The organism is Nonomuraea terrae (genome assembly GCF_004348995.1).
Classification (GTDB): domain Bacteria; phylum Actinomycetota; class Actinomycetes; order Streptosporangiales; family Streptosporangiaceae; genus Nonomuraea; species Nonomuraea terrae.
This window is the reverse complement of sequence record NZ_SMKQ01000155.1, coordinates 1-22,115: the sequence shown is the minus strand read 5'-3', so window position 1 is coordinate 22,115 and position 22,115 is coordinate 1. Positions and strand designations below refer to the sequence as shown.

Annotated in this window: 20 protein-coding genes; 6 read left to right on the top strand and 14 right to left on the bottom strand. The window is 70.5% G+C overall.

The genetic code is table 11. The annotated features are described in order from the left end of the window. From E1286_RS34080 to E1286_RS34065, 4 genes are all read right to left on the bottom strand, one after another. Nucleotides 1-1,399, bottom strand: a 1,399-nt coding sequence (locus E1286_RS34080; RefSeq protein ID WP_132619153.1) for an RNA polymerase sigma factor, incomplete at its 3' end; no start/stop codon positions are given. 146 nt (nucleotides 1,400-1,545) lie between these two features. Then, the gene (locus tag E1286_RS34075) at nucleotides 1,546-2,349 is read right to left on the bottom strand and encodes a hypothetical protein (RefSeq protein WP_132619151.1); all 804 of its coding nucleotides are present in this window, start codon (nucleotides 2,347-2,349) and stop codon (nucleotides 1,546-1,548) included. Nucleotides 2,350-2,438: 89 nt separating this feature from the next. Next, a complete protein-coding gene (locus E1286_RS34070) occupies nucleotides 2,439-4,049 on the bottom strand; it encodes an ABC-F family ATP-binding cassette domain-containing protein (RefSeq protein ID WP_132619149.1) in 1,611 nt (536 codons plus the stop codon). 72 nt (nucleotides 4,050-4,121) lie between these two features. Continuing rightward, nucleotides 4,122-5,081, bottom strand: coding sequence for a phage baseplate protein (locus E1286_RS34065; RefSeq protein ID WP_132619147.1), 960 nt, complete (start codon nucleotides 5,079-5,081; stop codon nucleotides 4,122-4,124). Between the two features lie 129 nt (nucleotides 5,082-5,210). On the opposite strand from E1286_RS34065, the gene E1286_RS34060 reads away from it, so the two are divergent. The 5 genes from E1286_RS34060 to E1286_RS34040 all read left to right on the top strand — a co-directional run bounded on the left by E1286_RS34060 (nucleotide 5,211) and on the right by E1286_RS34040 (nucleotide 9,718). After that, nucleotides 5,211-6,374 (top strand): glycoside hydrolase family 183 protein, encoded by a 1,164-nt coding sequence (locus E1286_RS34060; protein WP_132619145.1) that lies wholly within the window; start codon nucleotides 5,211-5,213, stop codon nucleotides 6,372-6,374. Then, nucleotides 6,371-7,375, top strand: a complete 1,005-nt coding sequence (locus tag E1286_RS34055) for a DUF4432 family protein (protein ID WP_132619143.1) — start codon at nucleotides 6,371-6,373, stop codon at nucleotides 7,373-7,375. The genes E1286_RS34060 and E1286_RS34055 overlap by 4 nt, the downstream gene beginning before the upstream one ends. Next, nucleotides 7,372-8,142, top strand: a complete 771-nt coding sequence (locus E1286_RS34050; protein WP_132619141.1) for an SDR family NAD(P)-dependent oxidoreductase — start codon at nucleotides 7,372-7,374, stop codon at nucleotides 8,140-8,142. Before E1286_RS34055 ends, E1286_RS34050 begins: the two co-directional genes overlap by 4 nt. A 245-nt stretch (nucleotides 8,143-8,387) precedes the next feature. Further along, nucleotides 8,388-8,807, top strand: a complete 420-nt coding sequence (locus E1286_RS34045) for a peptidase inhibitor family I36 protein (protein WP_165970040.1) — start codon at nucleotides 8,388-8,390, stop codon at nucleotides 8,805-8,807. Between the two features lie 71 nt (nucleotides 8,808-8,878). Further along, nucleotides 8,879-9,718, top strand: a complete 840-nt coding sequence (locus E1286_RS34040; protein ID WP_132619137.1) for a hypothetical protein — start codon at nucleotides 8,879-8,881, stop codon at nucleotides 9,716-9,718. Here the strand turns inward: E1286_RS34040 and E1286_RS34035 are convergent. From E1286_RS34035 to E1286_RS33990, 10 genes are all read right to left on the bottom strand, one after another. Next, complete coding sequence (locus E1286_RS34035) at nucleotides 9,686-11,122, bottom strand: S10 family peptidase (protein ID WP_132619135.1); 1,437 nt, start codon at nucleotides 11,120-11,122, stop codon at nucleotides 9,686-9,688. The genes E1286_RS34040 and E1286_RS34035 overlap by 33 nt on opposite strands. A gap of 9 nt (nucleotides 11,123-11,131) precedes the next feature. After that, nucleotides 11,132-12,364, bottom strand: coding sequence for an enolase C-terminal domain-like protein (locus tag E1286_RS34030; RefSeq protein WP_132619133.1), 1,233 nt, complete (start codon nucleotides 12,362-12,364; stop codon nucleotides 11,132-11,134). Continuing rightward, nucleotides 12,361-15,318 carry a glycoside hydrolase family 38 N-terminal domain-containing protein gene (locus tag E1286_RS34025; protein WP_132619131.1) on the bottom strand — a complete coding sequence of 986 codons (2,958 nt, stop codon included), beginning with the start codon at nucleotides 15,316-15,318 and terminating at the stop codon, nucleotides 12,361-12,363. The genes E1286_RS34030 and E1286_RS34025 overlap by 4 nt, the downstream gene beginning before the upstream one ends. Then, entirely contained in the window at nucleotides 15,315-16,127 is an 813-nt protein-coding gene (locus tag E1286_RS34020) for a carbohydrate ABC transporter permease (RefSeq protein ID WP_132619129.1), read from the bottom strand. The genes E1286_RS34025 and E1286_RS34020 overlap by 4 nt, the downstream gene beginning before the upstream one ends. Further along, nucleotides 16,124-16,975 carry a carbohydrate ABC transporter permease gene (locus E1286_RS34015; protein WP_246075446.1) on the bottom strand — a complete coding sequence of 284 codons (852 nt, stop codon included), beginning with the start codon at nucleotides 16,973-16,975 and terminating at the stop codon, nucleotides 16,124-16,126. The genes E1286_RS34020 and E1286_RS34015 overlap by 4 nt, the downstream gene beginning before the upstream one ends. 229 nt (nucleotides 16,976-17,204) lie before the next feature. Next, nucleotides 17,205-18,455 (bottom strand): ABC transporter substrate-binding protein, encoded by a 1,251-nt coding sequence (locus E1286_RS34010; protein ID WP_132619127.1) that lies wholly within the window; start codon nucleotides 18,453-18,455, stop codon nucleotides 17,205-17,207. A gap of 16 nt (nucleotides 18,456-18,471) precedes the next feature. Continuing rightward, the gene (locus E1286_RS34005; protein ID WP_132619125.1) at nucleotides 18,472-19,170 is read right to left on the bottom strand and encodes a FadR/GntR family transcriptional regulator; all 699 of its coding nucleotides are present in this window, start codon (nucleotides 19,168-19,170) and stop codon (nucleotides 18,472-18,474) included. 96 nt (nucleotides 19,171-19,266) lie between these two features. Then, on the bottom strand, nucleotides 19,267-19,803 hold the full coding sequence (locus tag E1286_RS34000) for a DUF305 domain-containing protein (RefSeq protein ID WP_132619123.1): 537 nt from the start codon (nucleotides 19,801-19,803) through the stop codon (nucleotides 19,267-19,269). Between the two features lie 70 nt (nucleotides 19,804-19,873). Then, entirely contained in the window at nucleotides 19,874-20,437 is a 564-nt protein-coding gene (locus tag E1286_RS33995; protein WP_132619121.1) for a dihydrofolate reductase family protein, read from the bottom strand. A 29-nt stretch (nucleotides 20,438-20,466) separates the two neighbouring features. Beyond that, the gene (locus E1286_RS33990) at nucleotides 20,467-21,474 is read right to left on the bottom strand and encodes a phosphotransferase (RefSeq protein WP_246075445.1); all 1,008 of its coding nucleotides are present in this window, start codon (nucleotides 21,472-21,474) and stop codon (nucleotides 20,467-20,469) included. A 204-nt stretch (nucleotides 21,475-21,678) separates the two neighbouring features. Here E1286_RS33990 and E1286_RS33985 point away from each other — a divergent pair. Next, nucleotides 21,679-22,115, top strand: a 437-nt coding sequence (locus tag E1286_RS33985; protein WP_132619117.1) for an LLM class flavin-dependent oxidoreductase, incomplete at its 3' end; no start/stop codon positions are given.

Genomic DNA, 22,115 nt, shown 5'->3' with positions numbered 1-22,115 from the left:
GGGGCGGCCGGTGGCTGTGCGGGGGACAGTGGTGACGCTGGTCGCGCCGGCACGAGACCCACTTGCCCGGAGGGCGCGCTCCCGGCGGACGTCCGCCGGGCCAGCCAGGCCGCGGGCCCTTCGTCGGATGGACCGTCGGATGCGCCGTCGGATGCACTCCGGAGGGCGGCGCCTCCGTCACCGGCGGGTGCGAGGTCTGGGGCGGCTGGGAGTGGCCCGCGCCGGGCGAGGTCGGCGTGCCCGCGCTCGGCGCGGGCCGGGCCGGCCCGCGCGACGGAGGCGTGCCCCGGACCGGCTCCGAGGACGGGCCTGGGGGCTGACCTGGAGGTGTCCCCACCGGCTTGGCGCCCGTCTCGTCGAGGATGGGAACCACGGTCAGCGGCATGTCCTGCGGCTCGGCCTGCCAGGGCAGGCGGATGCCGGGCGGCTCGCCCGTGGGCGGGAACGCGGCCGTCGCCACGCCGCTCACGCCGCCGTTCTCCCTGCCGATCTGGTCGAAGATGACGGCTATCGCCACCACGGCCGCGACCGCCGCCACCGCGCCCGCCAGCGCCTGAGGCCACCGCCGAGCCTGCGAGAAGGCGGGAACGGGAAATCCGGCCGCGCCGAGCGCGCTCGTCCGCCGGGCGACATAACGGCGGTACGGCAGCAATTCTGGATCGATGAAGCAGCTCATCACCCTGATGCGCAGCGACTCGGGCAGCGCGATCTGGGGCAGCAGCTCGAAGACCTTGGCGGCCGACACCTGGCGGGTGCGGTGGGGCGCGCAGGTCTCGCACCGCGGCAGGTGCCTGACCAGGTGTTCGCGCATCTCCTGGGTCAGCTCGCCGGTGAAGCCGGCCAGGATGCGGGCCCGCCGCGGGCAGTCGTACGGGCCCTTCCTGGCCAGGATCTCGGCCGTGATCGCGTCCTGCAGGCGCTCCAGCGCCTCCTCCATGGCCGGCTCGACCTGGCGGGCCGGGATCGCGAGCACCTGGGCGAGCTCGGCGGGAGGCACGGCGTGCCGGTGGACGAGCTCGAGGGTCTCGCGGTCGGCGGCGGGCAGGCTCTGCACGGCGTTCCAGGCCATGACGCGCAGGTCGGCGTCGGCGGGGTCGTCGAGCGGCGGCGCCTCGGCCAGGGCCTCGTCGGCGCCCGGCGGCGCGGCGGCCCTGCGCCGCAGGCACTCGGCCCTGGCCAGCGCGTACAGCCAGGCACGCAGCCGCCCAGGGTCGGCCAGCGCGCCCGCGTGCGCCTCGGCGGCGATGAGCGTGTCGCGCAGCGCCACCTGGGCGCTGTCGGCGCTGAGGAGAAGGGACCAGCAGTAGCGGTAGAGGCTCTCCGCGTACGTGTCGTAGAGCGCGGTGAGCGCCGCCCGATCACGGGCGCGGAGGGCTTCTACCAGGACGCGGTCATTCATGTGACCGAAGGTAATGGATCGGTAACTAGTAGTTCTACCATTTCAGCGGCGATGGCAGCGGTTTTCGGGCAACGCGCCCGAATTTCATGCGTAAATTACGGGACTTATCACGAGCCCGCCCGATTTTTCGCCGTTTGCGGCGAAAACTACTGCTTATACTCTGACACGATCTGCGTCCTGCGGTCCTCCGCGAACGGCTCGGTCGTCGGCTTGACCGTGTGTACCGGAGCCATCCCGGCCAGCGCCAGCTCCTCGTACGGCTTCCCGGTGGACCCCCAGGTACGCGCCGAGACGTCCGTCCTCGCGACCTTCGCGTTCTTCGGCACCCCGCTCACCGTGAGGACGAATCGCGGCGGGCTGCCCGCCTTCACGTCGTCCACGAACGTGCTGCCGCCCCCGACGAGTTTGCCGGACTGATCGCGCAGCAACGCGTTCACGACGAGGCTGCCGGCTGTCACCCGATAAGGATTAGTGACATATCCCGTAATGAGGTACGAGCCGTCTTTCTGGCGCATCGTCTGCACACGCGAAACCGGGAACCGGTGGAACGCCGAAGGGATCCGGGCGGCCTGCCGCCACTGCGCGGGACGGTACTGGATCGACACCTTGGCCGGCTTCTGCGCGGCGCTCGTCTGACCGGTGAAGGCCAGCTGCCCGCCCGGCGGCACCGCGTCGAGCGGCTGGTCCATCCGGACGATCTCGGCCCCCTTGGCGTCGTGACCGACGATCGTCGCCACGACGTGCTCGCCGAAGTGCCATGGGTTGGCGTTGTTGAGCACGCCCGCCCAGCTGACGGCGTATCCGTCGGCGGACTTGGCGATGTTCGAGACCTGCTCCTTGAGAGCGAGGGGCTTGAGCGCTGGCTGTGCGGGCGGGTCCTCGCTCGCGCACCCGGTGAGGCAGATCGCCCCGAGTGCGAGGAGGCTGACGGTTCGGCTACGCAGGATCACTTTGCCGTGATAACCCGAGCCTGGGCGTGCCCGGCAGGGGACACGCGCCGGGCGTACCAACTCTTTAAGGGATCTCTTGCCCGAAGCCCTCAGCGGGGGCGGACCACGCGGGTCTCGTCCCAGACCGGCTCGGCGGACTCGTAGACCCTGCCGTCGGAGCCGAAGACCAGATAGCGGTCGAAGTCGGCGGCGAACCAGCGGTCGTGGGTGACCGCGAGCACCGTGCCGTCGAATGCCGCGAGGCCCGCCTGCAGCGCCTCGGCGCTGGCCAGGTCGAGGTTGTCGGTGGGCTCGTCGAGCAGCAGCAGCGTGGCCCCGGACAGCTCCAGGAGCAGGATCTGCAGGCGCGCCTGCTGGCCGCCGGAGAGCGTGTCGAAGCGCTGCTCGGCGACAGGGCCGGCCAGCTCGTAGCGGGCCAGCGCCTTCATCGCCTCGTTCTTCAGGCGGGCATGCTCGGTCATGACGATCTCGACCGGGGTGCGGCCGAGCAGGTCGGGGCGGGCGTGGGTCTGCGCGAAGTGACCGGGCACCACGCGGGCGCCCAGCCTGGCGACGCCCTCGTGAGCGACCGGCTCGCCGGCCAGCAGGCGCAGGAAGTAGGACTTGCCGGAGCCGTTGGAGCCGAGCACCGCGACCCGCTCGCCGTACCAGACCTCCAGGTCGAACGGGCGCATGAGGCCGGTGAGCTCCAGGCCCTCGCAGATGACGGCGCGCTTGCCGGTGCGGCCGCCGCGCAGGCGCATCGTGATGTTCTGGTCGGCGGGGGCCGTCTCGGGCGGCCCGGCCTCCTCGAACTTGCGCAGCCGCGTCTGGGCGGCGTGGTACGGGGCGGCCATGCCGTCGTTGTATCTCGCCTTGTTCTTCAGCATGTTGACCAGGGCCTTGAGCTTGGCGTGCTCTTCGTCCCAGCGCCGGCGCAGCTCGTCGAGGCGCTCGTTGCGGGCCCTGCGGGCCTCGGCGTACGTGGCGAAGCCGCCGCCGTGGATCCAGATGTTGCCCGACTCGACGGTGATGATGCGGTCGGCGGCGTTCGCGAGGAGCTGGCGGTCGTGGCTGACCAGCAGCACCGTCTTCGGCGTCTCCCTGAGCTGCTGCTCCAGCCACTCCTTGCCGGGCACGTCGAGGTAGTTGTCGGGCTCGTCGAGCAGCAGCGTCTGGTCGGGGCCGCGCAGCAGGGCCTCCAGGACCAGGCGCTTCTGCTCGCCGCCCGACAGCGTGGACACGTCGCGGTATTGCACCCGTTCGTACGGCACCCCGAGCGCGGCGACCGTGCAGGTGTCCCAGAGCACCTCGATGTCGTAGCCGCCGGCGTCGGTGTAGTCGCTGATGGCCTGGGCGTAGCGCATCTGCGTCTTCTCGTCGTCGCGCTCCATCATGGCCAGCTCGGCGTCGTCGAGCCGCTGGGCGGCCTTCCGCACGGCCGGCGGGGCGACGCCGAGCAGCAGGTCGCGCACGGTGCTGCCGTCGCGCACGCTGCCGATGAACTGCCGCATCACGCCCAGGCCGCCGGAGCTCGCCACGCTGCCCTCGACCGGCTGCAGGTCACCGGCGACCAGCCGCATGAGCGTGGTCTTGCCGGCGCCGTTGGGCCCGACGAGGGCGGCCTTGACGCCTTCGCCGATCCGGAAGGACACGTCGTTGAGCAGCGGCCTGCCGTCGGGCAGCACGTATGTCAGGTGCCCTATTTCCACATGTCCCACGACTCATCCCTCCGGAACCCCGCACGAGGCTATCGGCCCGCCCGGGAGGCCGTCACACGGATTTCCGCCGGCTCAGATCAGCTTCGTCTTGTAGAAGATGCTGGCCAGGCGGTCGCCGCTGGGGCCGGAAGCGAGGCCGAGGCACAGGCGCGGGGCGCCGTTGACGATCTGGATGCCCATGCCCTCGGGCTCGCGGTAGTCGAGCGACTTGCCGGCCACGCTGCGGGCGCGCTGGACCAGCTTCCCGGTGCGCAGGTCGACGCAGTGGGTGTAGGTGTCGCCGGGAGGCGGGTTGTCGCCGGCGTGGTAGGCGTTGCCGGTCAGGAGGTAGACGAAGTTCCCGTACGCGGCGTAACCCTGGAAGGTGCCGAGGCCGGAGGGCTGGGCGACGTCGAACACCCGCTTCTTCGAGCCCGACTTGACCTCCGCCTGCGAGTACGCGGCGAAGCGGAACCCGCTGCCGTCGTGGTAGCGCATCACCAGCCGGCCGGTCGAGGGGTCGATCGTGCAGGTGGTGTTGGACGCGCCCGCGACCAGGGAGTACTTGGTCAGTCCCGACGACGACGGGGTGATCGTGCGGCCGTTGACGAACCTGAACCTGGCCAGCCGCGTGCCCCTCGCCCCGTCGGCCGCGCCCGCCGCGTCCGTCTCCGTCCACAGGTACGCCGACGTGCCCGACGGCTCGACGCCGATCTGGACGCCGTGGCCGAAGCCCATGAGGTACATGTGGCCGAGGATCGACCCGGACAGGCTCAGCTTGGTCACGCACAGGTCGCCCGCGGCGTTCGAGCCGCCACCGTTCTTCAGCTGCACCGCGTAGATGTGCCGGTTGGTGTTGTCGATGGCGAACGACTGCAACACGGTGCCGTCGCGCAGCGGTTTCTTCCAGATCAGCGAGGTCGAGGGGGCGGTGAGGTCGAACCGGCCCTCGGCGGCGGCTGCGGCTTCCGCCGGGGCCAGCGCCGCGGTCGCGGCGACTCCGGCGCCGAGCTTGAGCAGTCCCCTGCGGGTCACCGACACATGGGCTGACATTTACACGTCCGTTCCACTCAGCGACAGTTTCGGCGTCCAACCCTAATGGCGGCTTGTGCTCACAAAGGGTCTGGACAGTAAGTGATCTAATGACTAGAACTGTAGGGACTCCTCCCCCTAGGACAGGTGATGACGCGATTCCGCTCCGCCCTCGCCCCCCTGGCCATCGCGTTGCTCGGTCTAACGGCCGTACCGCAGCCCGCCTCCGCCGCCCCGCCGAAGCCCGTCCCGTCCGTCGCCGTCCCACAGCAGCCCGCGGCGGCCCCGGCGTGCGCGCCGCAGGTCGGGAGCGCGACGGTCAACCCGCGGCTGACCAGCCTGTTCACCAGCCACGGCAACGACAACAGCAGCCTGAAGGACTGGACGGGCGCCGATGGCACGTACTCGCTGCGGCTGCCGAGCGGGCGGCAGCTGTGGGTGTTCTCCGACACGTTCCTCGGCCAGGTCAACGCCGACGGCTCGCGGCCCCCGGTGGTCGAGGAGGGCGGCACGACGGTCTTCCTGAACAATTCCTTCGCCGTCGAGCGCGACGGCCGGCTGGCCACCATCCAGGGCGGCACGGACGACAAGCCGGAGGCGCTGATGCCCCCGCGCGACGCGAACCACTGGTACTGGGCCGGTGACGCCACGCTGGCCGGTGGGGTCGTGGAGGTCACCTACCAGGAGTACGAGCGCTTCGGCCCGGGGGCATGGGACTGGCGCTGGCACCGCAACGTGGTGGCCAGGTTCGCGCCCGGCCGGCTCACCGAGCCCATCGGCGTGCACGACCTGCCGTCGGGCAACGGCGTGGCCTGGGCGTCCGGCCTCCTGGAGGACGGCGGACACACCTACGTCTACGGGGTCGAGGACCTCGGCTCGCCCAAGTACATGCACATCGCCCGGGTCAAGGGCCGGAGCCTGCTGGGCGACTGGGAGTTCTTGACGGCCGACGGCACCTGGTCGCCGGACGAGGCCGACTCGGCGCGGGTGATGAGCGGGGTGGCGAACGAGTACAGCGTCACCAAGGTCGGATCCGGATATGTCCTGATCACGCATGACACAACGGAGGCGCTGAGCCCGAACATCGTGGCCTACTCGTCCTGTTCGCCCTTCGGGCCGTTCACCGGCAAGCAGCACGTCTACACGACCCCTGAGACCGGCGGGAACATCTTCACCTACAACGCCCACGCCCACCCCGACGTCGCGGGCGACGGGCTGGTGGTGTCGTACAACGTCAACAGCTTCGTCAACACCGACCACTACCGCGACGTCTCCATCTACCGGCCGCGCTTCCTGGACGTGACGTTCCGGTGAGACGCAACTGGGCGGCCCGGCTGCGGCGGGGCTCCATCGGCGGGATCGACGCGGTCACGCTGGAGAACGAACGGCTGCGCGTGACCGTCCTGCCGGGCAAGGGCGGCGACGTGGTGGAGTTCCTGCACAAGCCCACCGACACCGACTTCGTCTGGCTGTCGCCGCAGGGCCTGCGCGACCCGCGCGATCACCTGCAGGGCGCGCCCGACGACGTCGCCCCGTTCGTCGACCATTACGAGGGCGGCTGGCAGGAGGTCTTCCCGAACGGCGGCGCGCCCAGCGAGTACCGGGGCGCGCGGCTCGCGCAGCACGGCGAGGTGTCGGGGCTGCCGTGGGAGTGCGAGGTCGTGACCGACTCCCCGGAAGAGGTCGCGGTGCGGCTGAGCGTGCGCACGCGGCGGCTGCCGTACCGGATGGAAAAGGTGTTGCGGGTGCGGTCAGGGACGGCCGCGCTGGAGGTCGAGGGGCGGGCCACCAACGAGTCGGGGCTGGCGCTGCACGCCATGTGGGGGCAGCACATCGTGTACGGCCGCCCGTTCCTGCGGCCCGGGGCCAGGATCAGGCTGCCCGAGGGCGTCACGGTGATCCCGCACGAGAGCGCCGTCAACCCGCCGGACCGCAGGGTCGCGGCGGGCGGCACGTGGCCCGAGGTCCCGGCCCACGGCGGCGGGCTGACCAATCTGAGCGTCGTGCCCGAGCCCGGCTCCCCCAGCGACATCGTCTACCTGACCGGCTTTTCCACAGGCTGGTACGAGATCGTGGGAGATATCGGCATTCGGGTGGAATGGGATGCGACGGTGCTGCCCTTCCTGTGGATGTGGCAGGAGCTCGGCGCGTCCACCGGCTACCCCTGGTGGGGACGGGCGTACACGATCGGGCTGGAGCCGTTCGCCGGCATGCCGACCGACGGCCTGGCCGCCGCGGTGGCCAACGGGACGGCGCTCGCGCTGGACCCGTACGAGACGAAGGTGATGCGGATGCGCGCGGAGGTGCTGGCGTGAGCGAGTTCGACGGCAAGGTGGCGCTGGTCACGGGCGGGTCGATGGGCATCGGCCGGGCGGTGGTCGACCGGCTTGCCGCCGGCGGCGCGTCCGTGGTGTTCTGCGGCGCGGACGCGGACGCCGAGGTCGACGGCGAGCGCGTCACCGGCAGGATCGCCGACGTACGCCGGGCCGGCGACATGCGCGACCTGGTCGACCTCGCCGTCACCCGGTACGGCGGCCTCGACGTCGTGGTGACCTGCGCCGGCGTGCAGCGCTACGGCACCGTCGAGACCACCCCCGAGGACGTCTGGGACGAAGTGCTCGACATCAACCTCAAGGGCGTCTACCTCACCTGCCAGGCGGCCGTCCCCCGGCTGCGCGAACGCGGCGGCGGCTCCATCGTGGTCGTCTCGTCGGTGCAGGCGTTCGCCTCGCAGGCCAAGGTGGCCGCCTACACCGCGAGCAAGGCCGCGCTCAACGGCCTGACCAAGGCCATGGCGCTCGACCACGCGGCCGACGGCATCAGGGTCAACGCCGTCTGCCCCGGCTCGGTCGACACCCCCATGCTGCGCTGGGCCGCGGACCTGTGGCGGGGCGAGCTGTCGCAGGAGGAGCAGGTGGCGCAGTGGGGCCGCTCCCACCCGCTCGGGCGCGTGGGCCGGCCGGAGGAGGTCGCGGAGCTGGTCGCGTTCCTCGCGGGGCCGCGCTCGTCGTTCATCACGGGGGCCGAGCACCGCGTGGACGGCGGTCTGCTCGCGCAGAACCCCGCCGCGCTCCCCGAGTGACAGCCCTCCCCGACTGAAAGCAGAGCCCACGGGTTCCTCCAGTGGCGCACCACAGCTGGCAAGCGTTGCGTCAACGCGGCGAAGTCCCACATCACAGGACTGGTACGTCTTGGTCGGCGGCCGGGCACGCGACCCTTTCCGGGGCGCGCAGCCTTGCGGGATCAGCGGGTCACCACGGCTCGCGTTCGATTCGGCACGCCGCATTACCGAGGTCGAAACCCACTCACCGATCTGAGGAGAGACCCGTGAGGCTATCCAAGAAGGCCGCCGGCATCGTCGCCGCGGTCACACTGTTCACCGTGGCCGCCCCCGCTGCCGCCGCTGTGGCGAGCCCGCGCTCGACCTGCTACGGCGGCCGCGTCTGCCTGTACGCCGGCTACGACTACAACCGCGGGCAGGCCGACCACTGGCGGGACTTCGTCCAGGACGACTCCAACCTCGCCGACAACAACTGGCTGAACTGGGACTTCAGCAACTCCTGGCGCAGCATGGACAACGACACCAGCTCCGTGCGGAACCGGATCGGCTGCAGCGCCACCCTGTGGCAGCACCCCGGTTACACCGGCTCGCACAGCACGTTCACGCACAACTCGAACGATGGCCTGCTCGAGAACAACGCCGTCGGCAACAACCGCGCCAGCTCGCTCGACATCTGGTGCCGCTGACCGACGCCGGGAGTGCCGGTTTCCGGGCTTGGCCGCCGGAAACCGGCCGCCGCGGGGTCCTCGCCAGCACAGTGTTGCTGGCGGTCGTCACCGCGGCCTGCGCCGCCGAGCAGCCGCAGCCGCCCGCACCGCCGGCGCCCACCCAGGGCGTCACCGTGGTGGAGAAGCTGGTGCTGCCGTTCGACGCGTACAAGACCACTCCCAAACAGCGGGCCGTCCTGGGCAACGCCCACAACCGCCTGCTCGTCGCGTGCATGCGCGAGCACGGCATCACGGTCACCCCGCCGGCCGAGGATCCCAAGACCCTCGCGGCGATCGACCCCGGCAACTCGCGACGCTACGGCGTCACCGACATCGACGCGGCCAGGACCCACGGCTACCACCTGGCCAGGCCGCCCGCTCCGAACACCACCGACGCCTGGGCGGCCAAGCTGCCCGAGCAGACCCGGCAGCGGCTGTACGGCACCGCAGCCGACCGGGGCTGCGTCGACCAGGCCACGCTCGACCTGGACAAGGGCGCGCCCAAGGCCGACTGGCCGTGGCTGGCCCAGCAGGACTCCGTCACGCTGGAGCAGGCCGCCAAGGACCCGTCCGTGGTCACGGCGGTCAAGCGCTGGCGGGAGTGCATGAGCAAGGCCGGCCACTCCTACGCCTCACCCGAGGCGGCCATCGGCGACAAGCGCTGGAACCTGGACCAGCCGCAGATCGGCGAGGCGGAGAAGCGCACGGCCACCGACGACACGACCTGCAAGTGGTCGTCGGGGCTGGTGCTCGCCTGGTACACGGCCGACGCCGAGCGGCAGGACAAGGTGATCACCGACAATCCCGCGCGGTTCTCCGCCCTGCGGGCCAACCTCAAGCAGCGGCTGAAGCGCGCCTCAGCCGTTCTGAGCGCGGACGAAGGCCGCTAGGTCCGCCGACTGCCTCAGCCTGCTGGGCTCGTGCACGTACATCATGTGTCCCGCCTCGTAGTAGGTGAACTCGATGTTGCGGGCCAGCTCGGCGGGCACGGGCAGGCGGGCGAAGGAGTGCTCGGCCGCGAAGTACGGCGTCGCGCCGTCGTAGTAGCCGCACGCCACGTGGACGCGCAGGTGGGGGTTGGTCCGCATGGCCCTGGCCAGCCGGTCCACGACCGCCACGTGCGCGTTCTCGAACTCCTTGTACGACCACGGCCGCACGCGCGAGGTGAGGATCTCGTACGGCAGGTCGTTGGCGTAGCCGAGCTCCGAGCGCAGGTAGTGGTTGAGCGCGGCGCCGTAGGGGCCGGTGATCGCGTTCATGCTGGGGTCGGCCTCGAAGTGCTCGCGTCCCGCGTCGGGGTCCCATCCGGTGAAGCGGCCGTCGAGGCGGCCGACGACCTGCCGGCGCGGGCGCAGCACCTCGGTGAAGAACCTGATGTGCTCGATCCGCAGGTTCACCCGGTCGACGTAGTCCTCGCTCAGCCCCGTCAGCGAGGCGACCTTGGCGACCGCGGCCGCCCGCTCCTCGGCGGTGAGCCGGTTGCCGCGGCCCAGGGCCCACATGTAGTCCTTCGCGGCGTACTCCTCGGCCTCGCGGAGCACGTCTTCCAGCGACCGGTCGCCATGCAGCCCGTGATAGTGCGCGATAGCCGCATAAGTCGGCAGATAGAGGGCGTAGGCCAGGTCGTTGCCCTCGTTGAACTCGCCGGTGATGTAGTCCAGCACCGAGGAGATCAGCATCACGCCGTTGAGGTACATGCCGTAGCGCGACTGCAGGTGCTCGGCCAGCCCCGCCGCCCTCACCGTGCCGTACGACTCGCCGGCCAGGAACTTCGGCGACATCCACCGCCCGTTCCTGGTGGTCCACAGTCTGATGAGCTCGCCCACCGACTCCAGATCGCCCTTGAACCCGTGGTACGGCTCCGGCTTCTCGCCCTCGGCCGCCCGGGAGAAGCCGGTGGAGACCGGGTCGATGAAGACCAGGTCGCTCTCCTTCAGCAACGTCTCCTCGTTGTCGGCCAGCCCGTACGGCGGCGGCAGCAGCGCCCCCGCGTCGCCCATGACGACCCGGCGCGGCCCGAGCACGCCGAGGTGCAGCCACACGCTGGACGACCCTGGCCCGCCGTTGAAGGCGAACGTCACCGGCCGGGTGAGCGGGTCGGCCCCGTCCAGGGTGTACGCGGTGACGAACATCTCGGCCTTCGGCCGCAGACCCTCGAACGTCCCGTCGGTGAACACCTCCTCCCGCAGCACCATGGTCCCGGTCGTGGCGGTGTACGCCTCGCCGGACGGCAACGTGTGGGAGGAGGTGACGAGGTTGTCGGCGGGGGCGGCGGGTTTCGACTCTTCAGACATGCCGCCTAATTATGGTGCTATTTCTTGGGAAATGTCCGGGTCCGCAAAGCGCTCGTTCGGGACGGTGGCGTACCAGCCGGGCCGGCCGGGGTCGCGATCGTAGGGGTAACCGCCCAGCTCACGGTAGAGCTCGGCGTAGCGGGCCACCCGTTCCTTGTCGAGCCGCACGCCCAGGCCCGGCCCCGACGGCACGGGGATGGCACCCTCCGAGTAGGCCATCTTGCCGCCCTCGATCACGTCGTCCCTGAGCTGGTGGTAGTGGGCGTCGGCGGCATAGGTGAGGTTGGGCAGCACCGCGCCGAGGTGCAGCATGGTCGCCAGCTGGATGCCCAGCTCACCCGACGAGTGCACGGCCACCCCGAGCTGGAACGTCTCGCACACCCCCGCCGCCTTCACGCACGGCCGGATGCCGCCCCAGAACGTCGTGTCCAGGAGCACCACGTCCACGCCCCTGCGCATGACGTTCGCGGCGAGCTGCTCGAAGTTGACCACCACGGTGTTGGTCGCGATCGGCACCCTGACCTGCTCGCGCACGGTCTTCAGCCCTTCGAGCCCCCAGACCGGGTCCTCCAGGTAGTCGTTGTTCAGATTCTCGACGGCCCGGCCGAAGCGCACGCCCTCGGCCACCGACAGCACGGCGTTCGGGTCGTAGCGCAGCTGGTCGGCGGGGAAGGCCGCGGCCAGGGCGCGGTAGCACTCCAGCTCGTAGTCGGGCGGGAACACCCCGCCCTTGAGCTTGTGCACGGTGAACCCGTGGGCCTCCTTGAGCCGGGCGGTGTGCGCGACGAGCTGCTCGGGGGTGCGGATCTCGTCGTGGCCCTCGGCGGCGTACCGGAAGAACAGGTACGACGCGAACGGCACGGCGTCGCGCACGCGCCCGCCGAGCAGGTCGTGCACGGGCACCCCGAGGTGCTGGCCGATGAGGTCGAGGCAGGCGAACTCGATGGCCGCGAGGAGCTGGGTGCGGTTGTTGTAGAGCGAGGCCGTCGGGTTGGCGATCTTGAAGCGCAGGGCCTCCAGCTGGAAGGGGTCGTGCCCCTCCAGGTAGGGCACCAGCGCCTTGAAGGCCGCCTCCGCGCTCTCGCCCCCGCCGCCCATCTCCCCCAGGCCGACCAGCCCGTTGTCGGCCTCGACCTCGATGATCGTGCGCACGAACCGGCCCCAGTGGGCGCCGTTGCTGTGCCGCAGCGGCGCCTCCAGCGGGACCGCGACCGTCGTGGCCCTGATGTCTGCGATCTTCACGAACACGTCCCCCAAACGACCGCCACCCCGCAGGCGGGCAGGCGTACCTTGACCGACTCGTCCACCACGTCCAGGTCCCGCGCCGAGCGCAGGCCGGGCAGCGTGATTGTCGCCTCGACCGGCTCGGCGGCCAGCGACTGCAGCCGCACCACGCACTCGTCGCCCGACCGGCCGAGCGACGTGACCAGCACGTCGGGGTGGTCGACGGAGACGTACGTCTTCTCCGTGCCGGAGCCGTTGACCAGCGCGGCGACGAGCGGCTCGGTCAGCCCGGAGGCCGCGACCGCGCCGAGCCGCCTGCCCCGCGCCCCCACCTCCGACGTGACCGCGTAGCGGAAGGTCGTCTCGCCCTGCTGCTGCGCCGGGAAGTTGGTGTCCCAGATGTTGTTGAGCGCCCAGGAGTAGACCGTGCCGTCCTCCTGGTCGAGCGTGGGCGGGAACGGCGCGTACGGCATGTGAATGGTGCCGAGCTGCACGAGCGGGGCCTCCAGCGTGGCCCAGGCTATGGTCAGCTCCGGGTCCTCGAAGGCGATCCAGTGGCGGATCGGCAGCATGTACTCGGCCGAGCCCGGCACCCTCGGCACGTCAGGCCCGCCGACGCCGCCGGTCAGCTCCCAGGCCGTGGCCTGGCCCGCGGCGAACGGGAAGGCCAGGAAGACGGCCTCCTTGGCCGGGGTGCCCTGCTTGGCCAGCTGGTACGTCAGGTCGAGCCGGGGCACGCCGGCGTGCAGCTCGATCGTCGTGCGGATCCAGTCGACGCCCTTGCCGTGCAGCTCCACGACCAGCTTCTCGCCCACGGCCGTGCGCTGGACCTTGGTGATCCTGGCGTGCCGGCCGATGGCGCGATCGCCGAGCAGGGTGCGGTCGTGCGCGCCGACGTGGCCCGACAGGTGGTTGAAGTGGGGGGCGGTGGCGTACTGGTCGTAGACGTACTGGCCGAAGCCGGCGGCGGCGTCGGCGTTGACCAGCTCGCGACCGGCCCGCTTGTCGAAGATCGAGCTGATGTGTCCCTCGCGGACGTCGTAGGCGACGCGGTAGAACTCGTTCTCGATCACGCCGGTCGGGTCGAGCTCGACCGGCTCGGGGGCCTGGGTGGCGCCGGGGACCACGTCCAGGCGCACATGGCTGTATCCAGAAATGTCGGGCACGACGGCGTGGATGTGCCGGCCGATCGGCCGGGTCGGCCAGTCCTCCGGGTGCACGACCTCCTCGTGGTGCGGAAGCGTCTGTCCCGTCCGGGCGTCCACGAGCGCGATCGGCACGTCCAGGGCGACCACGTCGCGGGGCAGGAACGCGCGTACGACGTCGGTCCTGGCCGTGGTCGCGGGGTTGAAGACGGCGAACGAGGCCAGGGCGCCGGTGTCGCCGTCCTGGGAGAGGGCGGCGGCGAACCTGCGCGTCGCGGCGTGCAGCAGGTCGGCGGCGTCGTCCTGGGCCTGGTAGGCGCCCGACGACTTGCGCGTCCACTGCAGGCCGCCCGAGTCGCCCGCCTCCTCGGCGTCCTCCCACGGGTTGGCCGCGCCCCAGGTGTGCTCGTTGAACAGCGCCACCTTGTCGTAGGCCGCGTCGACCTGCTCCGTCGCGTCCACGCCGGCCAGCGTGTGCAGGGTCTCGGCGACGCGCAGCGCCGACTGCGCGCGCCGGACGTAGCCGAGGGGCCGGGCGCCCGAGCCGAGCCCGTCGGCCCACCAGTCGGTCCAGTCGCCCTCGTGCACGGCCAGCCGGTCGTGGTAGCGCTCGACGACGTGGTCGAAGAAGTCGCTGTTGATCGCCGAGCGCAGCCGCGGGTAGGCCCACTGCTCGTTCCACCGCCGCGCGATCTCGGCGGGGACGATCGACGGGCCCGCGTTGTCGGCGTGCGCGCCCTGCACCCGCAGGTGCAGCACGTCCAGCTCGTACGGCTCCTTCGGCGCGTCCGGCCCCTGCCAGCCGAACGTCCCCGGCCCGTACGGGTAACCGCGGGTGGCCAGGGCCGACAGGTAGCGCGGCAGCAGGTCGTCGGCCAGCTCGTAGGAGTCCGTCAGCCCGACCGTGTTGCCCTCCATGTACGCCATCCCGTGCGGCGTGTCGGTGAACCACACGACCAGCTCGTTCCCGCTCGGCGCCCGCCAGCGGAACGGCCGGGTCAGCTTGTCGCCGCCGTGCAGGTAGGGCACCGACCGGCCGGCCCAGTTGTGGGCGGCGGCCAGGTAGCGCACGCCCGCCATGCTGAGCGCGTCCACCAGGCCGACGACCGCGCCCGGCACGTCGGTGTGCATGGCCGACCTGACCGGGAAGCCGAGCTCCTGGGTGAAGCGGAGCTGGCGGTGCAGCTCCTCGGTCGAGCACGCCTCGGTGTGCAGCTGGAACGGGAAGGCGGTCACCTCGATGACGCCCGCCCTGGCCAGCTCGGTGAACCGGTCGGTCAGCTCCTTCGGCCGGGCCTCCAGCCACTTCAGCGCCGGCCACGACGACTCGACCGACCAGCGGAACTTGGCGTCGTCCGGCCAGGACGCGCTCTCCTCGGCCAGCCGCAGCGCCGTGTCGAGGTAGTCGAGGTGATGGCGGAGCACCGTGCCCTGCGGGTCGGTGTAGCCGATGTCGAGGTGCGAGTGGTGCACCACGAACACACTCCACTTGCGCTGCGGAGTCACCGTGACCTCGGCGCTGCCGACCACGCCCGCGTCGTCACGGCACTCCAGGGTCAGCACGCGCGGCGCGTCCACTTCGGGCACCAGCAGCGTCACGTCGGTGCCGGACGCGCTGTCCACGCCCACCAGGACGTGCGTCAGCGGCTCGGTGCTCGACACCCGGACCGCCTGCCGGCCGTCGTGGGTGAACAGCGGCAGCACCGCGACCCGCACCTCCAGCCCGCGCACGCTGATGACGGGCGTCGAGGTGTCGTCGCGCAGCGCCTGCCTGATGCCGTCGTAGTCGGGGCTCCCCAGACTGCGCTGGAGCAACCGGCTGGTCAATGAACACTCCCTAGAGCAAGGCCCCTGGCGAAGAGGCGCTGGGTGGCGAGGAACAGCACGACCGTCGGCAGCGAGACCACGAGCCCGGCGGCCAGGCCGACCGGGACGGGGGTGCCGGCGTACACGTCGGTCATCAGGCCGGCGATGGCGGTCATCACCGGCCGGACCTCTTCGGTCTGGGTGAGGGTCAGGCCGAAGATGAGGTCGTTCCAGATGAAGGTGAATTCCAGGATGAAGACGGCGGCCAGCGCGGTGAACGAGATCGGCAGGTAGATGCGCCAGAAGATCCGCCACGTGGAGGCGCCGTCCATGCGGGCGGCCTCGAAGATCGAGAACGCCACGCCGCTGTAGAAGTTGCGCAGCACGAACGCGGCCAGCGGCACGTTGATCGCCGTGTAGAGCAGGATCATGCCGGCGCGGCTGTCGTAAAGACCGGCGTCGCTGTAGCCGACGAAGAGCGGCACGAGCAGCATCTGGGACGGGAAGACGGTGCCGCCGAAGATCAGCAGGAACCACCAGAAACCGTGCCGCAGCCGCAGCACCACGATCGTGTAGCCGGCCAGGGCGCCGATCACCACGCCGAGCAGCGGCGAGACCACGCTGTAGAGCGCGGTGCTGGCCAGGCTCCCCGACAGGTTCGCGCCCTCCACGGCGCTGACGAAGTTCCGCAGCAGCGCGAAGTCGCCCGACGGGATCCACGCGCTGCCCGGGTCGTAGGAGTCGGCCGGCCGCGAGGCGTTGACCAGCAGCAGATACGTCGGCCCGAGCCAGATCAGCCCGAGCACGACCAGCACGGCACGCCTGATCATGTGGCCGTCACCTGCCTGCGCAGGTAGAGGTAGGACGCCAGGCCCGTCACCACGGTCAGCATCACCGCGACCGCCGAACCGTAGCCGTAGTCGCTGGACACGAACGTCTCCTTGTACATGGTCACCGCCAGCGTCTCCGAGTTGCGGCCCGGGCCGCCCTGGGTCAGCACCCACACGATGTCGAACGTCTTCAGCCCCGCCACCAGCGCGAGCCCGACCACGACCGCCGTCAGCGGGCGCATCAGCGGCCAGATCACGTGCCGGAACAACCGCCAGCCGGAGGCGCCGTCGAGCCGGGCGGCCTCGATCGGCTCCTTCGGGATCGACTGCAGGCCCACCACGAACAGCAGCGTGTTCACGCCGAGCTGCTGCCACGTCCAGACCAGCAGCATGGCCAGCGTGTTGTACGGCGAGTCCTGCAGGAACGCGGTGTCCACGCCGAGCAGCCGGTTGGCCACGCCGTCGTGCGACAGGATCGGGCTCCACACCATCGCCAGGCCCGCGCCGCTCAGCGCGTACGGCAGCATGAACGGCACGCGGAACCACGCGCCGCCCTTGATGTCATAGGACAGCACCGCCACCAGCAGCCCGAGCCCGACCGGCAGCACCATCGTGCCGACCACCCAGATCAGGGTGTTGCGGGTCGAGGTGAGCAGCGCCGCGTCGTCGAACAGCTTGACGAAGTTGTCCAGCCCGATCCACGCCGGCGACTCCAGGCCGTCGTAACGGGTGAGGCTGAGATAGGCCGTCCACAGGAACGGGGCGTAGAGCAGCCCCGCGACCAGCAGTGCCGCGGGCGCCACGTATCCGTACCTGAACCTGCCGAGCATCGGAGCGCGTGCTCTCATGGCCTCACTCCGTTCGGCGGCTCGGTCGCCCGAATGCCGCCGCCTTCCCCCGCTCCGGTCGCTACGCTCCCGCCGCTCCTCCAGACGACGGCGCTCCCTCGCGTGCTTATGGGCCTCGCTCCGCGAGGCCGGCTCGGTCGCCCTGGATGCCGCCGTCTTCCCCCGCTCTGGTCGCTTCGCTCCCGCCGCTCCTCCAGACGACGGCAGCTCCCTCGCGTGCTCATGCGGGTCACTGATGCGTGCTCCAGTACTCGTCGGCGGCCTGCTGGATGGTCTGGAGGACCTCCATGTACGTGGCCGGCTCGGTGACGAACTTGGAGAAGCCGTCGAGCGCGGCGGTCAGGATCGGCGGCGGGGTGGCCTCGAAGTAGCGGTTCACCAGGCGGTACTCGCCGCTGCCCGCGTCCTTGGTGACCGCGCCGAGCGCCTTGTCGTCGATCGCGACCTTCGGGTTGGCGCTCACGTCGCCGCGGCTGGTCGACCACTTCTCCTGCGCCTCGGCGGTGGTCCACCACTTGAGGTAGCGCATGCTCGCGTCGGGATCGGCCGCCTTGGTCAGCGAGCACAACGGGCCGCTCTCGAAGATCATCGAGGTCTTGGGTAGCGCCGGGTTGACGTTCGGGATGACGAAGAAGTCGTAGTCGGTGCCGGCCTTCATGCTCCGTGACGCCATGCTGGTGTTGAACCAGCTGCCGAACGACACCATCGCGGCCTTGCCGTTCTTCAGCACGTCGGCGGGGTCGGTCTTGTCGCCGGGGTTGATGAAGTAGCCGGCGTCGATGAGCTGCTTCCAGCGCTCCATCACCTGGACGACGCCCGGGTCGGTGTACTTCGCCTGGCCGGTGGACAGCCGGTCGTACAGGTCGGGGTCGGTGCCGGCGAGCAGCTGCTCGAACCAGACGAACGAGAAGAGCACGCTGGTGTGATAAAACGCCTTGACGTTGTTCTGCTTGAGCGTGTCGGCGACCTTGACGAGGTCGTCCCAGGTCTGCGGGGGCTTCAGGCCGTACTGGTCGAAGACCTTCTTGTTGTAGAACATCCCCCAGTACGCGACGTTCATCGGCACGCAGTACTGCTTGCCGTCGACCGTGTAGTAGGGCATGAGGTCCTGCGACAGGTCGCCGGCCTTGATCGCCTCCTGCCAGACGGCCGAGGTGTCGGCCACCTGCTTCTGCTTGACGATCTCCGCCAGCATCCCCCCGGTCTGCCAGGTGAAGAGATCCGGCTTGACGTTCGTGCGGAACGACGCCTTGATGAACGCCTGGTACTGCGCCGAGTCGGTGTATCCCGTCGGCTTGATGCTCAGGCCGATGCTCTGCTTGGACACCGCGCCCATCTCGTCGAAGTACTTCGTCCAGGCGCCCTTGTCGTTGTACAGGCTCAGCTCGGTCTTCTTCTGCGGCGCCTCGCCGCCGCCTCCGCCACAGGCGGTCAGGACGAGCGCCGCCGCGCCGAGCGTGGCCACACGTGACCGGAACATGGGCCGGCCTCCTTGTTCATCGGGGGGATTGCACCCTGTGCTCGATAACCGTCTTCACGTCGACCAGGTGGGCCCGCATGAGCTCCTCGGCCTGCGCCGCGTCGCGCGCCTCGATGGCCGCAAGGATCGCCAGGTGCTCCTCGTGGTCACGGCGCCGGTCGTCGAAGAGCTGGAGGATCTCGCGCTGCTCCGGCCCGTGGACGGTGAGCAGCGCGTCGATGACCTCGTGCAGCACGACGTTGCCCGCCATCCGCGCGGTGGCGCGGTGGAAGGACATGTTCGCGTCGTGCAACTCGGCGTCATCGCCGCCCAGATGCCGGCCCGCCGTGGCGAGGGCCTGCTTGAGCGCCGTCAGCTCCTCTTCTGCCGCGCGCCCGGCCGCCATCGCGGCGAGCGGCGGCTCGATGACGATCCGGGCGTCCAGCAGCTCCAGGAGCTGCGCGGCACGGATCTCGCGCATGTTGGGGTTGGGCAGGACCAGCCGCTCGATGGCGGCTCCGACGTAGATGCCGGAGCCGTGGCGCATCTCGATGGCCCCGGTGGCCTCGAGCCTGCGCAGCGCCTCGCGCAGCGTCGGGGTGGTGACGGCGAAGCGCTGGGAGAGCTCCCTGGTCGAAGGCAGCCTGTCGCCGGGCCGGTGCCCTCCCGAACGGATGAGCTCCAGCATGCGCTCGGTCAGAGCGTCGGAAAGCGTCGGCCGCGTCACCTCGGACATATCAAGTGATCTAATCACTTAATCGACACGGCGTCTATGAGGAGTGTTTATTTCGTGACATATGGCCTGTGATGGCGGTCTTGCCGCTCTACCGCTTCATCGCTTGAGCAGGTCGGTCATCATCGCGATCTGCGCCCTGCGGGAGGTCTGCACCTGGGCGGCCCACTGCTGGACCGCCGGGTTGGCGCCGCGCGTCACCTCGTCGGCGGCCATCGTGACGGCGCCGTCCTGGTGCTCGATCAGCACGGTGAGCAGGTCGTAGTCGAAGTTCTGCGACTTCCTGAGCTGCTGGAGACGCTGCCGGTCGGTCTCCGGCATGCCGCCGTGGTGGTCGTGCGCGGCCGAGGCGGCCGTCAGCGGCTGGTCCCAGTCGTGCAGCCAGCGCAGCATCATCTCGACCTCGTCCTGCTGCGTGGTCTCGATGGCCGCCGTCAACGTCTTCACCTCGGGATCGGCGGTGCGCGAGGCGCCGATCCTGGCGATCTCGATGCCCTGCCGGTGATGCTGGACCATCATCTGGACGAACATCACGTCGTCGGCGTTGACCGGCTCCGCCTTCTCGGCGCTCTCGGCTTGACCACAGGCGACGGACAGCAGCAGGACGAGAACCGCCAGGACATGTCCACCACGCACCGGCCGCTCCCCAGCCCTATTGGAAACCTTCTTAAGAGTTGACGATTTCCGCTTCGGGCGCAAGGGCTGATCAGTGCTCGACGCCGTAGCGGAGGTAGACGATGCCGGAGTCGAACGCCCGGGTCTCCAGCAGCGAGGTCCTGACCGCGGTGTCGAGCTCGGGGAAGAACGGCTTGCCGCGGCCGAGCAGCAGCGGATGGACGAAGATCCGGAACTCGTCGACCAGGCCGAGCCGGATCATGCTGTGCGCCAGCGTGGCGCCGCCCACCTCCAGGTAGCCGTCCCCTTCCTGCTTGAGCCGGGTCACCTCGGTCTCCAGGTCGCCGGTGACGAGGGTGCTGTTCCAGTCCACCTTGTCGAGCGTCTTGGAGAAGACGTACTTGGGTGTGTCCCGCCAGATGCGGGCGAAGTCGATCTCGATCTGCGGGGCGTCCGGCCGTTCGTCGGCCGTGGGCCAGTAGGCGGACATGTTCTCGTAGAGGCGCCTGCCGTACAGGGCGCCGCTGATGTCGCGCGACAGGTCGTTGATGAAGGCGTGGACCTCGTCGTCGGGCCCCGACCAGCTGATGTCGCCGTTGAGGGACTCGACGTAGCCGTCCAGGGAGATGAGCATGCAGTAAAGGAGTTTGCGCATACCGGTGAGACCTCTGTGAGCGGCGTAACTCATCGCGCCGGCCAGGCGAGCACCTCCGCGAGGTGATGCCGGACGATTCCCATCATGGACTCCCGGTCAGGGAAGTCGCCGTCGAGCAGCCGCAGCGGGCCGGCCACGAGCGACAGGTGCTGGGCCAGGCGGTAGAAGCGCATCCTGGCCTCGTCCAGGCCCTCGACGCGGAGGCGGCCGTAGTGAGGGCCGAACCGCAGGCGCAGGAAGACGTGCTCCCATTCGACGTCGAAGTACATCGTGCCCTCGATGTCGATCAGCACCGGCTCGCCGTGCTCGTCGATCAGCACGTGGTCGGGGCCCAGCTCGCCGTGGATCAGGCCGTGGCTCTCCCGCGGCCGCAGGCCGGCGGCCATCTGCCCGAGGTCGTCCGCCAGCCGGCCGCGGATCTCGCGGATCCGCTCCACCCGGGAAGCGGCTTCGGCGAGGTCGCGAAGCGCCCACTCCAGGACCCTCTGGGACGCGGGTCGCGGGTCGCCCCGGCCGTTCTCGACCAGGGCGACCTTCCCGTGCTGCGGGGAACGACACCTCGCCATCACGGCCAGCCCCTCCGCCAGCCGGCCCATCGCGGGCCCGGTCATCTGCGCCTCCAACGTGCCACCCCGCACGTCCTCGACCAGCGCCACCTCACCGGGATAGCGCCTTCCCGAGCCGTCGGCGAAGTACAGACGGGGAACGCGGACCCCCAGATCAGCCAACCGCGCATGCGCCGCCTCGAAAAGCCGCACCCCCGACACCTCCGGGGACCGCCCTCCCGACCCTCTCTCCGCGCCCTCGCCCCGCTGCCGGAGCTCGTCCCGGTCCCCGGCCGTGCGGGTCCAGAAGTCCTCCTCGTCGGACCAGACGTAGAGCACCACGCTGGGGGCGTCGTCGAGGGTGAGCCGGTAGACGCCCTTGCTGGTGCCGCCCCTGAGCCGCTCCACCGCGACCAGGCGCCGGCCGAGCGCGTCGCGTACCAGGCCGGTCAGCTCCTCGCGCTCGGCGAAGCGCCGTTCCCGGCCGTTCACAGGGGGCGTTCCACGCGGCGGCGCATCGGCGCGAACCCCCGCCCGTCCTCCGGGGTGGCCGGGCGTACCGGAGTGGGAAGCATGAGGCGATGCTCCTCCACGCTCGCCGTCCTGCGCCACACGATTATGACGCCGCCGACCACGGGCGCCGTTGAAGATCTGCGCCGTTGACATCAACCAAGCTTCAGGTTGCACGGTTGCGACATGGCTACTTTCAGGATCGGCGTCATCCTGCCCGGAGTGGGCGTCCAGCGCCGGGACGGCGTCACGCTGCGGGAGGCTGCCGGGCACGCCGAGGACGCGGGCCTGGACGGCGTCTGGCACGGCGACCATCTCGCCATCGGCGGCCCGACGCTGGACGCCCCGATCGCGCTGGCCACCGCCGCCGCTGCCACGTCCAGGATCACGATCGGGACGAGCGTGTTCGTCCCCGCCATCCGCCCGCTCGCGTGGGCCGCCAAGCAGATCGCCTCCTTGCAGTACGTCTCCGACGGCCGCCTCGTCCTCGGCGTCGGATCCGGCGGCGGCCCCGGCCAGTGGGCGGCGGCCGGCGTCCCGTACACGCAGCGCGGCCACCGTTCGGACACCGCGCTGGAGCTCCTCCCCCGCCTTCTGGCAGGCGAGCCGGTGGTGTTCCCCAC

Excerpts from the sequence above, each read along its gene's own strand:
- E1286_RS34065 (WP_132619147.1), bottom strand. The coding sequence starts at position 5,081 with ATGTCAGCCCATGTGTCGGTGACCCGCAGGGGACTGCTCAAGCTCGGC.
- E1286_RS34015 (WP_246075446.1), bottom strand. The coding sequence starts at position 16,975 with ATGAGAGCACGCGCTCCGATGCTCGGCAGGTTCAGGTACGGATACGTG.
- E1286_RS34010 (WP_132619127.1), bottom strand. The coding sequence starts at position 18,455 with ATGTTCCGGTCACGTGTGGCCACGCTCGGCGCGGCGGCGCTCGTCCTG.
- E1286_RS34020 (WP_132619129.1), bottom strand. The coding sequence starts at position 16,127 with ATGATCAGGCGTGCCGTGCTGGTCGTGCTCGGGCTGATCTGGCTCGGG.
- E1286_RS34005 (WP_132619125.1), bottom strand. The coding sequence starts at position 19,170 with ATGTCCGAGGTGACGCGGCCGACGCTTTCCGACGCTCTGACCGAGCGC.
- E1286_RS34060 (WP_132619145.1), top strand. The coding sequence starts at position 5,211 with ATGACGCGATTCCGCTCCGCCCTCGCCCCCCTGGCCATCGCGTTGCTC.
- E1286_RS34035 (WP_132619135.1), bottom strand. The coding sequence starts at position 11,122 with ATGTCTGAAGAGTCGAAACCCGCCGCCCCCGCCGACAACCTCGTCACC.
- E1286_RS33995 (WP_132619121.1), bottom strand. The coding sequence starts at position 20,437 with ATGCGCAAACTCCTTTACTGCATGCTCATCTCCCTGGACGGCTACGTC.